We start from the raw sequence: 12,128 nt of genomic DNA, 5'->3' as shown, positions 1-12,128 counted from the left end.
AGCGCGGCAGCCCCGACACCTGGCGTGACCCGCGCGGGTTCTCGCTCAAGCTGTGGACCACCGAGGGCAACTGGGACATGGTCGGCAACAACACGCCGGTCTTCTTCGTCCGCGACCCGATGAAGTTCCAGCACTTCATCCGCAGCCAGAAGCGGCGCGTGGCGAACAACCTGCGCGACCACGACATGCAGTGGGACTTCTGGACGCTGTCGCCGGAGTCGGCGCACCAGGTCACCTGGCTGATGGGCGACCGGGGCATCCCGAAGTCCTGGCGGCAGATGAACGGCTACTCCAGCCACACCTACAGCTGGATCAACGACGCCGGCGAGATGGTCTGGGTGAAGTACCACTTCAAGTCCGACCAGGGCGTGGAGTGCCTGACCCAGGACGAGGCCGACGCCCTCGCGGGCTCGGACCCCGACTACCACCAGGCCGACCTCTACAACGAGATCGAGGCGGGCAACCACCCGTCGTGGACGTTGTACGTGCAGGTCATGCCGTTCGCCGACGCGAAGACCTACCGGTACAACCCGTTCGACCTGACCAAGGTGTGGCCGCACAGCGACTACCCGCTGATCAAGGTCGGGAAGCTGACGCTGGACCAGAACGTCGAGGACTACCACGCCGAGATCGAGCAGGCCGCGTTCGAGCCGAACAACCTGGTGCCGGGCACCGGGCTGTCGCCGGACAAGATGCTGCTCGCCCGCGGGTTCTCCTACGCCGACGCCCACCGCGCCCGCCTCGGGGTCAACTACAAGCAGATCCCGGTCAACGCGCCGCGCAGCGAGGTGAACAACTACCAGAAGGACGGCGCGATGCGGATCACGAACACCCGTGACCCGATCTACGCGCCGAACTCCTACGGCGGCCCGGCGGCCGACCCGAAGCGGGTCTCCGAGGCCCTCTGGTACGCCGACGGCGACATGGTCCGCAGCGCGTACACGCTGCGCGAGTCCGACGACGACTGGGGCCAGGCCGGGATCATGGTCCGCGAGGTCTTCGACGCCGCCGCCCGCGAACGGTTCGTCGGCAACGTCGCCGGGCACCTGCTCGACGGCGTGACCGAGCCGGTCCTGCAGCGTGCCTTCGAGTACTGGCGCAACGTCGACAAGAACATCGGCGACCGGATCGAGCAGGCCGTCCGCAACGGCGGCTGACCGCTCCGCGCACCGACCGACGGCCCGGGGACACCCCCGGGGCCGTCGTGCGTCCTAGGCTCGGGCCGTGGAGATCTGGCACAACCCGCGCTGCTCGAAGAGCCGCGCCGCCCTCGCGTTGCTGACCGAGCACGGTGCCGAGCCGACGGTGCGCCGCTACCTCGACGACCCACCGACCCGCGCCGAGCTCGAACGGGCGCTGGCCGCGCTGGGCACCGAGGACCCGCTCGCGATCACCCGCACCGGCGAGCCGGCGTTCCGCGAGCAGGGTCTCGCCGGGGCCGACCGCGACACCCTGCTCGACGCGCTGGCCGCCGAGCCGAAGCTGATCGAGCGGCCCGTGGTGATCGACGGCGACCGGGCTCATCGACTGTTGACAAAGTATCCGGTACTAGCTCATACTGCTTTAGATGCGTATAGCGCGAGCTGCCGAGTACATGGGCATGTCGGTGGTGGGTGTTCGGAAGGCTGCCCGAGAGGGTCGGCTGCCGTGTCGAGTTTCAGCCTCTGGTCAGCGTTTGTTTGATCGTGCTGATCTTGATGTCTTCCTTGGGCGCGAACCGATTCAGCCGGAAGCGGCGGAGCGGGTTGAGGCGTTGTATTGTCGTGTTTCTGGTTCGACGGGTCAGGAGTCGTCGTTGGCGAACCAGGAATCGGTGTTGCGGGAGACGTCCAGGGGGACAGTATTCCGAGTGTATCGTGATCGCGCGTCCGGTTTGCGAGAAAATCGGAAGGGGTTGACTCGGCTACTTGATGACGCCGCTGCTGGGCGGTTCACGGTAGTTCGCGTAGTGTGGCGTGACCGACTGGCTCGGTTTGGTGTCGCCTATATTGAGCGGTATCTGGCGCAGGTCGGAGTTGCAGTTGAGACTGTTCATGCTCATGCGGACAAGTCGCTGCTTGAAGAGCTGATGGATGACTTCATGGCGTTACTTGCGTCCTTTTCTGGTCGGTTCTATCAGTTGCGGTCAAAGACGAATCAGCAACGACTGCTTGATGCCGCGCAGGCACGCCTGCAGGAGCAGGGACCTCCGACGTGACGGGTTGGCAGAAATCCAATGTATTGACGTCTTCAACGACATCTCGAGCTTCACGAGCAGTGTGTGAAGTGTCTGGTGCTGTCGTGTCGCGAGATGACTTGACGGAGCGGGTGCGTTGGCTGCTCGACATTGTGGAGGGCGCCGAACGCGATCTGCTATCCGAGTTGTGGGTTCCGGAAACTTTTGACCGTATACATTCCGGTGTGGATGAGGGCGGCCGTCGATTGCCTGCGGCTGCAGCGGTGGTGGGGCAGCGTTGCGGATGGCGACCTCAGTTTCCGCAGGATATGTACGTTCCATCTCGTGTGATGCGGATCGTGACGGCACAGGTGATATCAACGTTGCGAACCTTGGCTTTTCGGGATGCCGCCATTGCAGCAGAGGTGTCTGGTGGTGCGTCAGACGGCACTGCGGGCCTCGGGGGTGCGTTCGCGAGGAATGTGCATAGGCAGATCGCTCGGTGGGTGCGCTTGCATCCCGGGGTCGATCCGGCAGGCTTGCGGATCACGACGCTCCAACCCGTTCCATCTGTCGCTCGCCGGGTCCGTCTCGGAGCCGTTGACGCCCAGCTGGCGACGCTTGTTACCAGTACGGCCACCGAGCTGACACTGCGGATCAAACTTCCTGTACGTCAACATCCAGATTCTCGGACCGATTGGCGTTGGGTTCAACTCGATATCCCGATTCCTCAACATTTACATCATCGGTCAATCACCGGATGGCATCTCCCCGAGGTGACCCTTGATCGGCGCGGGGCACTATTCCGTTTCGCTTTCGCTGAAACAGTACCTCGGCCACCGACCGTTGCGAACGCAGCGTCTGCAGTCGGGGTTGATTGGTCACCTAAGGATATGGTCGTTGCAGCGACTGTAGTTCGTGACACTCAAAGCAACGCCATGTACAGTGATTTTCGCGGGCGCCGTTTCGATGACCATGGACTCTCCGTCAAGTTAGCTCGACTTCAGCGACAAGGACAGTTCCTCCGCCGTAAAATCGCTCGTCTTGAACAGCTTATTCCTCAAGCCTCGATACCCACCGCATCGGGCGTGTACTCTCACCACCAGATCGGTGAGTTGTCTATCGTCCAACCCTGTCATAGCTTTGAATCGCAACAGCTCTTCGCCGATCCTCGTTCGATGCCTGGGAACACCGAACAAACCGGCAAGGGCTGTTGCACTTCAAGCGCGACACACCGCCGTGCCGGTATCGAGACAAAATCGCCGGTGACGGCTTCCGCAGATCAACAGAATTACTCCCTTGTGAATAAGCCCCCTGACCTGCCGAAACACCCGTGTGACTACCGATCACTCACACCGACAGACATCCACTCGGGTGTCCATAAGTGTCAGAGATCCGTAGACGCCGTCGTGGGCAGGCCGCCGGAGAACGTGCTGGGCCTGCTCGGCGACGCGCCCCGGTGAGTCAGCCCAGGGCGCGGCGCACGAAGTCGACCTCGGTCGCGATCAGGTCCAGCTGGTCGGACACCACCAGCGAGCCGTGTCCGGCGTCGAACCGGCTGACCTCGTAGGGCACGTCCCCGCGCGCGGCCAGCGCGTCCAGGTAGTTGTCGATCTGGCGGATCGGGCAGCGCGGGTCGTTCTCCCCGGCCAGCACCAGGACCGGCACCCGGACCTCGTCGACGTAGGTCAGCGGCGAGGCCTCCCGGTAGAGGTCGGGCAGCTCGTCGGGGGAGCCGCCGAACAACGCCCGGTCGAACGCGCGCAGCTGCTCCATCTCGTCGGCGTAGGCGGCGACGTAGCCGGCCACCGGCACCCCGGCGACGGCCGCGGCCCACCGCTGCGGCTGCGTGCCCGCCGCGAGCAGCGACAGGTATCCGCCCCAGGACCAGCCGTCGACGACGCAGCGGGCCGGGTCGACGGTGCCGTCGGCGACCAGCGCGTCCTGCACCGCGGCGACGTCGGCCAGCTCGGTCAGCCCGGGGCGGCCCTCGATCGCGTCGCGCCACGCCGAGCCGTAGCCGGTGGAGCCGCGGTAGTTGACCTCGACGACGGTGAACCCGGCCTCGACCCAGGTGGCCCGGCCGGCGTCGAAACGGTCCTCGTCGGCGGCGTGCGGGCCGCCGTGCAGCACGAACACCGCGGGCGCCGGGCCGTCGTCGGTGCGCGGCGCCTCGGCGACGAGGCTGTGCACGGCGCCGCCGGGGCCCTCGGTCCACACGTCGCGCACGGCGACCGAGCCGGGCGGGCGCTCCCCGGGCGGGGCGACCAGGACGTCGTCGGTGCCGTCCGGGCGCAGCGCCCGGATCTGCGACGGGGTGGCCGCCGACGACGCGGAGTACTCCACGGTGCCGTCGTCGCGGACCTCGGCGGACCCGACGCAGCCGGGCGCGGTCGGAAGCTCGGTCAGCTCGCCGGAGGCCAGGGCGTAGCGGAACAGCCGGGTCCTGGCGGCGTGGGTGTGCGCGACGAGCAGTTGCCGAGGCGTCCGGGACGAAGCCGCCGACGAGCTCGCCGGGCAGGTCGATCGCGAGCTCGGTGACCTCGCCGGTGGTCGGGTCCCAGACCAGCAGCTCGTCGCGGGCCGCGGCGTTCGTGGCCGACCAGCAGCCGCTGGTCCCCGGCGACGGGGGAGAACTCCAGCGCGGCGAGGCCGCGGCCGGGCCCGTCGTGCAGCTCGGCGACGGTGTCACCGGTGGCGACGTCGAGCACCCGCAGCGAGGGGTGGCGGGAGTCGCCGTGTCGGAGTGGGAGATGGCGAGCAGCGTCTCGTCCTCCGACAGCGCGCCGACGCCGGCGTACTCGGTGTGCCGGTAGATCTCGCGCGCGTCGGTGCCGGAGCCGCGCTCGTGCACCGACAGGACGGTGCCGTCGTCGGTGGACACCCCGACCGCGGTGACGCGGCGGCCGATCTCCAGGCCCGCGGGTAGCCGTCGCCGACACCGGGGACGGCGGGCACGGTGTCGGCGCCGGGGCCGGAGGTCCACGGCTGGGCGACCCAGTGGCCGAACTCGTCGCCGTCGGTGTCGGCGAACCACCAGATCTGTCCGCCGTCCGGCGGCAGCACGGCCGAGGTGGTGCCGTTGCGCCGGTCGGTGACCTGGCGGTGCTCCCCGGAGTCGCGGTCCCACGCGTGGATCTCGAAGGTGCCGGTCGCGTTGGAGACGTAGACCAAGCGGGCCGGCGCGTCGCGGGCCCATCCGGGGCGCGACATGCGGACCGCGGTGAACCGGGACCGCCAGCGCTGCTCGCGCTCGTCGTCGAAGAGCGTCGGGGGAACGGGGGCGATCGGGTGCTGGCTCACGACCCGATCGTGCCGAATGCCACGAACGGGTGCACCGGGCGGGGTCGGCGGCCGCGCATCCGGCAGCATGGAGGCATGCGGAGACCGGCCCGGCTGCTGCTCGCCGGGATGCTCGTGCTCCCCCTGGCCGCCGCGGGCTGCGGTGCCGTCGGACCGACGACGGGCACCGTCGCGGCCGGGCCGACCGTCACCGCGTCCGCCGACTCCCACGGCCTGACCCCGGTCCGCTTCGACCACTGGGAGGCACGGCCGGTGACCGCGGTCCCGACCGTGCGGGTGAGACGGGGTACGACGGTGGTGCTCACCGTCGGCAGCGACGTCGCGCGCCGGGTGCTGGTCCCGGAGCAGGGCCGCGCCGTCGACGTCAGCGCCGGGGGCACCGTCACCCTGCGCTTCCTCGCGCTGGGGACGTTCACCGTGCGGGTGGCCGAGCCCGGTGCGGTCCGTGGCGGGACGATCATCGGCCGGGTCGAGCCCTGGCACTGACCCGCCGGGGGATCAGGCGAAGGCGTCGGCCCGGTCGGCGATGGCGCGCAGCCCCTCGGCGATGTCCACACCGGACGGCGCGGTGTCGGGGTCGACCATCCACTGGACCATGAGCCCGGTGAGCAGCGCCTGGTAGACGGAGCCGAGCACGTGCACGCGGCGGTCCGCGGCGGCCGGGTCGTCGGGCAGCGTGTGGAAGGTGAGGGCCAGGCCCTCGCGGATCTCCCGCTGGGCCTCGGCGAGCTTCGCGCGCAGCTCGGGCAGCCGCTCGGCATGGGCGAGCGCCTCGACGTGGGTGGCCCACAGACGTCGCTGGGTGGAGAACAGGCCGACCACCCGGCTCCAGGTCTCCTCGACCCGTCGCTGCGGGTCGGTGGGCCCGCCGGCGGGCTCGGCGAGCGCCCGGTCGAGCTCCTCTCCCCAGGCCGTCGTCGCCCGCAGCAGGGCCTCGGTGAGCAGGGCGTCCTTGGAGCCGAAGTGGTACCCGATGGAGGCCAGGTTCGTCCCGGACGCGGCCACTACGTCCCGTGCGGTCGTGCGGCCGAACCCCTTCTCGTAGAGGCACTGCGCGGCCCCGTCCAGAAGCTCCTCGCGGTGTCCCATGATCGCGGAACCTATCGGGTCGTCACGGACGTCCGTACACCGGCCGTTCACCCGGTCTGCCACCCTCGTGCAACGCTTGCGTGACGCCCGTCACGGCAGGTAAGGACTGTCGTGACGGCGTCCTCGACGGAGTGGGCGCCGGAGCGACGAGGAGTCACCGTGAGCAGACTGCGATTCGGCACCTTCCTGGCCCCGTTCCACCAGCCCGGGCAGAACCCCACACTCGCGTTGCAGCGCGATCTCGAGCTGGTGGAGCACCTCGACCGGCTCGGCTACGACGAGGCCTGGATCGGGGAGCACCACTCCGCGGGCTCGGAGATCATCGCGTCCCCCGAGATCTTCATCGCGGCCGCCGCGGAGCGGACCCGGCACATCCGGCTGGGCACCGGCGTCACCTCGATCGCCTACCACAACCCGCTCTGGGTGGCCGACCGCATGGTGCTGCTCGACCACCTCACCCGCGGGCGGGCGATGCTCGGCTGCGGCCCCGGCTCGCTGCCGACCGACTCGGCCATGATCGGCCTGAACCCCACCGACACGCGCGAGCTGCTCGAGGTGAACCTCGACATCATCATGCGGCTGCTGCGTGGGGAGACCGTCACCGCCCGGACCCGCACCCACACCCTCGTCGACGCCCAGCTGCAGCTGGCGCCCTACTCCGACCCGTGCTTCGACATCACGGTCGCCGCGGTGGCCTCGCCGACCGGGCCGCGGATGGCCGGGCAGCACGGGGTCGGACTGCTGTCGATCGGCGCCACCCTCACCCAGGACGGCTTCGACGCGCTCGCCCACCACTGGGGTGTCGTCGAGGAGCGCGCCGCCCACCACGGGCAGCCGACACCGGACCGCGGCAAGTGGCGGCTGGTCGGGCTGATGCACGTCGCCGAGACCCGGGAGCAGGCCTACCGCGAGGTCGAGTACGGCATCGAGCACTGGTTCCGGTACTTCCAGAAGGTCGCGGCGTTCCCGCAGATGGCGGTGGCGGGCGGTGACGTCAAGGAGATGATCGACTTCATCAACGACGCCGGGATCGGCGCGATCGGCACCGTCGAGGACGCGAAGGCCCAGGTGCGCAAGCTCGTCGACCAGTCAGGAGGGTTCGGCGCGTTCCTGCTGCTCGGCCACGAGTGGGCCGACCCGACCGCGACGAAGCGCTCCTACGAGCTGATCGCCCAGCACGTCATGCCCGAGTTCCAGGGGCAGGCCGCGGGCACTCTGGCCGCGAAGGACCGGGCCAGCTCCACGCGGGAGAAGCACGCACAGAGCCAGCTCGACGCCGTCGACACCATGACCAAGCGCTACGAGCAGGAGCGGTCGGGCGGCTGAGCCGTCCCGGCGCGGCGGTCAGGCGCCGCTGCGCCGGGGACGGCCCGCACCGGCCACCCACAGGGTCAGCAGCACCGCCCCGGTCGGCGCCGAGAAGATCAGGAACCACAAGGGGCTGAGGTCGGTGAGCAGCGCCAGCACCGTGGTCCCGGCCGCGGCCGCGGCGGTGATGCACAGCCAGATGATCGACAGGACCTTCATGGCGATGCCGCCGGGGCTCGCGGCGAACACCAGGCCGTCGCGACGGCCGGGGTTCCGCTCGGCGGGCAGGTCCCGGGTCACCCGGCCCAGGTCGCCCCGGGTGCGCATCCGCCAGACCTCGGTCAGGCGCTCGTCGTACTCGGCGAGGTCGAGGTAGCCCTCGGCGTGGGCGGCACGCAGCCGGTCGGCGACGGCCTGGCGTTCGGCGTCGGAGATACGGATCTGCTCGGGTCCCACCACCTCGTCCACCTCCTCGATGATGCCCGTCCGCGCCCGGTCCGTGCCAGCATGACCGCTGTGGCGGCGAGAGTGGTCCCGGCTCGGGCGCGGTTCGCGGCCGCCGTCGTCGGCGCGCGGCCCGGCACCCGGGTGCTGGAGGTGGGCTGCGGACCGGGCGCGGTGGCGTCGTTGGTCTGCCCCGCGCTCGACCCGGGCGCGGGTGGCGCGATGGTCGCGGTGGACCGCTCGGCCGTCGCCGTCGCGCGGACCGCCGAGCGCTGCGCGGCGTTCGTCGACGACGGCGTCCTCACCGTCGTGCGGTCCGATCTGGCCGGGCTGCGGCTCGCGGCCGATTCCGTGGACGTCGCGTTCACGCTGAACGTCAACCTGTTCTGGACCCGCGACCCCGGCCCCGAGCTGGCGGTGCTGCGTGGGGTGCTCGCACCGGGCGGGGTGCTGCACGTGCTCTACGAAGGCGCCCCACCGGCCGCGGTCACCGCTGGGCTGGAGCGGCACGGCTGGGAGGTGTCCGTCGTGTCGGGTGCGGGCGGGGCGGGCGTCTCGGCGCGGCCGGGCTGACAGGCGGGTGCCCGGCGGGACCTCGTCACCGCCGGGCACCGTGTCGTGGACCCAGCCTCACTCGCAGGCGATGCCGTCGTCGTCCCGGTCCAGGGCCGAGCGGTAGCCCGGGTCACCGCGGTACAGAGGGGCCGCACCGGCGTTGCGGGCCGCGGTGCAGTTGGCGTAGTAGGCCGACCCACCGCCGGGCGAGGGGGCCGGGGCGGCGGGTGCCGGCGCCGCCGGGGCGGCCGGGCGCGGGGCCGGTGCGGCCGGGCGCGGCGCCTGCGGGGCGGGGCGCGGTGCGGCGACGGCCGTGTGCGGGGCGGGCGGGGTCGCGACGAGCGGCCGTGCCGGCGCGGGCACGTACGGACGGTCGACGTCGGTTGCCACCGGCGCGTCGGTCGCCGCCGCGGCGGGGGCCACCGGCACGGCCGGTGCCGCGGCCTCGGTCAGCGTGACCGCGGCGGCGCGGTCGTACGTCGTCGATCCCACCGGGTCCTGCGCGGTGACCGTGCCCGCGGCCTCCCCGGCGGTCGCCGGGGAGGGCGGGCCGAGCACGACGTGGGTGAAGCCGGCCTGGGCCAGGACCTCGCGGGCCCGGGCGTCGGTCATGCCGACGACGTCCGGCACCGCGACCGGGGCGGGGGCGGCTGCGGGGACGGGGGCGGCCGGTGCCGCGGCCGGCAGCGCCGGCTGCGGTGCGTTCGCGGCACCGATGACGCCGATGGTGGTCGTCAGCAGACAGAGCACGCTGCCCGCCACGCCCAGGGCGAGCCCGGCGCCGCTGCGACCCGCCGTCGTGGTCGCGCCGGTGCGGAACCGGCGCCGACCGGCCTGCGAGAGCGCCCATGCCGGCACCGTCACGAGCAGACCCAGGAACGGGGCCCACCCGGCCACCAGCCCCACGATCCCCAGCCAGAAACCGGCGGTCGCCGGGGTGTTCCCCCGTCGCACGACGGGGATCGGCTGCGTCGCCGGCTCCACGGCGGGCCAGGACTGGGTGGCGGTCATGGGAGGTCCTCTCACGGTGGTCCTACCGGAGCTGCCCGCTCCGACGAACGACCTATCGAGAGGTGTGACGTGGCCATTACCGCCCGTCATCAGGGTTGATGACGGCGCCTGCGGTCAGGGCGTGAGCACCAGCTTCCCGACCGCGGAGCGCTCGGCGTAGGCGCGGGTCGCGGTCGCCGCGTCGTCCAGCGACAGGGTCCGCGGGCGGGCCGGGTGCAGCTCCCCGGAGCCGATCCGGCGCAGCACGTCCTCCGCCAGGTCCCGCGAGGCGGCCGGGTCGGTGCGCGACCAGTCGCCCCAGTCCACGCCGACGACGGTCCGGTTCCGCAGCAGCACGAGGTTGGCGGGCAGCTTCGGGATCGCGCCGGAGGTGAAACCCAGCACGCAGAACCGGCCGCCGGCGGCGAGCGCCCGCAGCGCGGCCTCCGCGGCGTCGCCGCCGACCGGGTCGATCACGACGTCCGCACCTCCGCCGGTGTGCCCGCGGATCGTGTCCTTGAGCGAGTCGTAGCCGACGGCGACCTCCGCCCGGCCTCGAGCGCGGCCGCACGCTTGTCCGGGGTGGACGCGACGGCGAGCACCCGGGCACCGACGGCGCGGGCGTGGTCCACCGCGGCCTGCCCGATCCCGCCGCTCGCCCCGAGCACGACGACCCACTCACCCGGCCGGACGGTGACCCGGTCCCGGAAGGCGAAGGCGATCGTCCCGTGGCTCTCCAGCGAGCTGGCCGCGACGCCCGCGTCGACCCCGTCGGGTACCGGGACCAGGAGGCCCTCCGGGACGACGGCGTGGCTGGCGAACCCGCCGAAGCCCGTGAGCAGGGCGGCGACCCGCCTGCCGTCCGGGGTCGTCCCGGCGATCGCGCTGCCGGGTGTGAACGGCAGCGGCGGCCGCAGCTGGTAGCCGCCGCGGGCGATCAGCCCGTCGACGAAGCTGACCGCGGCGGCCTCGACGGCGACGAGCACCTCGCCCGGACCCGGCCCGGGGGTCGGTTCCTCCACCAGCTCGAACCGCTCCGGATCGGCGAACTCCCGGCAGACCACCCGTCGCACCACGCCTCCTCGCGTCGTCCACTGCGTCCGTGGGTGAGCCTCGCACGCGGTGCCCGGCGATGATCGTCGGTGTGGCCGTGGTCATGACCGCGCCGGGTAGGCCTCCCGCAGGACGTCCCGCACGCTGCGCGGGTCGCGCCCGGTGATCCGGCGCACCGCGTCGCTCGTGCGGGCCTGGGACCCGGTGGCGATGAGCCCGTCGAGCCCGGCGAGCACGGCGGCGTAGTCGGCGGGCATCCCGTCGGCGACGAGCCGGGCGGTCATCTCGGACACGGTCACCGGTCGGCGCCGGGCCGGCCGTCCGGTGACCTCGGTCCAGACCGCGCACACGTCGTCGTAGGACAGGGCCGCGGGCCCGGTGACCACCACGTCCGGTTCGGGTGGTGCCGGGGCGAGCAGCAGCGCGGAGGCGACGGCGGCGATGTCCCCGGCGTCGACGAACGGGATCCGGCCGTTCCCGGTGGCGGTGACCAGCTCACCGGCGCGCAGCCCGCGTGCGGTGAGGTGGTCACCGAGCAGGTTCTGGGTGAACCACGACGGACGCAGCACCGACGGCTCCGGGACCGTGTCCAGGACGAGGTCCTGCACCGCGCCCAACCCGGTCGTGCCGCGTTCGACGGCGGCCGCGCTCAGCAGCACCACCCGGCGCAGACCGCGCCGGACCGCCCGCTCCAGGACGGGGGCGAGGACGGGGGCCGGGTCGGGAGTGGCGAGCGGCGGGAGCAGGTACAGGCTCTCGGCACCCTCGAACGCGGCGTCGTGGGTCGCCGGGTCCAGCCAGTCGAACCGGGGGGAGGTGGACCGGGCGGCCCGGCGGACGTCGGCCCCGGCGGCCTCCAGCAGGTCGGCGACGCGGCGCCCGGTGGTGCCGGTGGCCCCGGTGACCAGGACGGTCATCGGGCGGCCTCCGCCAGTCCGGTGCGGCCGAACACCTGCTGGACCTCCAGCGGGCTCCAGCGGTCGCGGTGTCCGGTGATGCCTTCCGGGCCGACGGTCACGACCGCAACGTAGCGCAGCGTGTACTCCGCGCGCGGGGAGCCGGGCGCCGCGAACGGGAAGGTCATCGTGCCGTCGGGTGCCCAGGGCGCGGCGAAGCCCGCCATGTCGTGAGCCAGGATCCGGTCCAGGGCCGCGTCCACGGCAGCGTGCCCTTCTGGCGCGTGTCCGTGCACGGCGGTCCGATCGACGACACGGGCGCGACCGCCCTCGCC

General features: G+C 71.8%; 13 protein-coding genes and 1 pseudogene. 6 read left to right on the top strand and 8 right to left on the bottom strand.

Annotated features, from left to right (window positions below; translation table 11 throughout):
• The 3 genes from KPL57_RS22855 to KPL57_RS22845 all read left to right on the top strand — a co-directional run.
• Positions 1 to 1,157: catalase (locus tag KPL57_RS22855; RefSeq protein ID WP_226353107.1), on the top strand; the 1,157-nt coding region annotated here is incomplete at its 5' end.
• 67 nt (positions 1,158 to 1,224) lie between these two features.
• A complete protein-coding gene (locus KPL57_RS22850; RefSeq protein ID WP_226353106.1) occupies positions 1,225 to 1,683 on the top strand; it encodes an arsenate reductase family protein in 459 nt (152 codons plus the stop codon).
• The gene (locus KPL57_RS22845; protein ID WP_226351297.1) at positions 1,568 to 2,197 is read left to right on the top strand and encodes an IS607 family transposase; all 630 of its coding nucleotides are present in this window, start codon (positions 1,568 to 1,570) and stop codon (positions 2,195 to 2,197) included. The genes KPL57_RS22850 and KPL57_RS22845 overlap by 116 nt, the downstream gene beginning before the upstream one ends.
• Before the next feature lie 1,422 nt (positions 2,198 to 3,619).
• Here the strand turns inward: KPL57_RS22845 and KPL57_RS22840 are convergent.
• Positions 3,620 to 5,458 (bottom strand): annotated as a pseudogene (locus KPL57_RS22840) (prolyl oligopeptidase family serine peptidase).
• A 75-nt stretch (positions 5,459 to 5,533) separates the two neighbouring features.
• On the opposite strand from KPL57_RS22840, the gene KPL57_RS22835 reads away from it, so the two are divergent.
• A complete protein-coding gene (locus tag KPL57_RS22835) occupies positions 5,534 to 5,944 on the top strand; it encodes a hypothetical protein (protein WP_020623580.1) in 411 nt (136 codons plus the stop codon).
• A gap of 12 nt (positions 5,945 to 5,956) precedes the next feature.
• On the opposite strand, the gene KPL57_RS22830 is transcribed toward KPL57_RS22835, so the two are convergent.
• Positions 5,957 to 6,547, bottom strand: a complete 591-nt coding sequence (locus KPL57_RS22830; protein WP_020623579.1) for a TetR/AcrR family transcriptional regulator — start codon at positions 6,545 to 6,547, stop codon at positions 5,957 to 5,959.
• Positions 6,548 to 6,706: 159 nt separating this feature from the next.
• Here KPL57_RS22830 and KPL57_RS22825 point away from each other — a divergent pair, with 159 nt between their 5' ends.
• Positions 6,707 to 7,873, top strand: a complete 1,167-nt coding sequence (locus KPL57_RS22825) for an LLM class flavin-dependent oxidoreductase (RefSeq protein WP_226353105.1) — start codon at positions 6,707 to 6,709, stop codon at positions 7,871 to 7,873.
• Between the two features lie 18 nt (positions 7,874 to 7,891).
• On the opposite strand, the gene KPL57_RS22820 is transcribed toward KPL57_RS22825, so the two are convergent.
• Positions 7,892 to 8,323 (bottom strand): DUF1707 domain-containing protein, encoded by a 432-nt coding sequence (locus tag KPL57_RS22820; RefSeq protein WP_226353104.1) that lies wholly within the window; start codon positions 8,321 to 8,323, stop codon positions 7,892 to 7,894.
• 48 nt (positions 8,324 to 8,371) lie between these two features.
• Between KPL57_RS22820 and KPL57_RS22815 the strand changes: the two genes are divergently transcribed.
• Positions 8,372 to 8,872, top strand: a complete 501-nt coding sequence (locus KPL57_RS22815) for a class I SAM-dependent methyltransferase (protein ID WP_063718637.1) — start codon at positions 8,372 to 8,374, stop codon at positions 8,870 to 8,872.
• A gap of 57 nt (positions 8,873 to 8,929) precedes the next feature.
• Here KPL57_RS22815 and KPL57_RS22810 read toward each other — a convergent pair whose 3' ends face one another.
• The 5 genes from KPL57_RS22810 to KPL57_RS22790 all read right to left on the bottom strand — a co-directional run bounded on the left by KPL57_RS22810 (position 8,930) and on the right by KPL57_RS22790 (position 12,056).
• Positions 8,930 to 9,865 (bottom strand): excalibur calcium-binding domain-containing protein, encoded by a 936-nt coding sequence (locus KPL57_RS22810; RefSeq protein ID WP_226353103.1) that lies wholly within the window; start codon positions 9,863 to 9,865, stop codon positions 8,930 to 8,932.
• A 114-nt stretch (positions 9,866 to 9,979) separates the two neighbouring features.
• Complete coding sequence (locus tag KPL57_RS22805) at positions 9,980 to 10,354, bottom strand: zinc-binding dehydrogenase (RefSeq protein WP_226353108.1); 375 nt, start codon at positions 10,352 to 10,354, stop codon at positions 9,980 to 9,982.
• Complete coding sequence (locus tag KPL57_RS22800; protein ID WP_226353109.1) at positions 10,318 to 10,917, bottom strand: hypothetical protein; 600 nt, start codon at positions 10,915 to 10,917, stop codon at positions 10,318 to 10,320. The genes KPL57_RS22805 and KPL57_RS22800 overlap by 37 nt, the downstream gene beginning before the upstream one ends.
• An 81-nt stretch (positions 10,918 to 10,998) precedes the next feature.
• Complete coding sequence (locus tag KPL57_RS22795) at positions 10,999 to 11,814, bottom strand: ergot alkaloid biosynthesis protein (protein WP_226353102.1); 816 nt, start codon at positions 11,812 to 11,814, stop codon at positions 10,999 to 11,001.
• Positions 11,811 to 12,056, bottom strand: a complete 246-nt coding sequence (locus KPL57_RS22790) for a hypothetical protein (RefSeq protein WP_226353101.1) — start codon at positions 12,054 to 12,056, stop codon at positions 11,811 to 11,813. Before KPL57_RS22790 ends, KPL57_RS22795 begins: the two co-directional genes overlap by 4 nt.
• Between the last annotated feature and the right edge of the window lie 72 nt (positions 12,057 to 12,128).

It is taken from the genome of Pseudonocardia sp. ICBG601 (genome assembly GCF_020496245.1).
Note: the sequence above shows the minus strand (reverse complement) of the source record. Positions and strands in the feature narration are given on the sequence as shown.

Bases quoted from the DNA above. Each gene is read 5' to 3' on its own strand.
- KPL57_RS22845 (WP_226351297.1), top strand. From the start codon at position 1,568: ATGCGTATAGCGCGAGCTGCCGAGTACATGGGCATGTCGGTGGTGGGT.
- KPL57_RS22835 (WP_020623580.1), top strand. From the start codon at position 5,534: ATGCGGAGACCGGCCCGGCTGCTGCTCGCCGGGATGCTCGTGCTCCCC.
- KPL57_RS22830 (WP_020623579.1), bottom strand. From the start codon at position 6,547: ATGGGACACCGCGAGGAGCTTCTGGACGGGGCCGCGCAGTGCCTCTAC.
- KPL57_RS22810 (WP_226353103.1), bottom strand. From the start codon at position 9,865: ATGACCGCCACCCAGTCCTGGCCCGCCGTGGAGCCGGCGACGCAGCCG.
- KPL57_RS22795 (WP_226353102.1), bottom strand. From the start codon at position 11,814: ATGACCGTCCTGGTCACCGGGGCCACCGGCACCACCGGGCGCCGCGTC.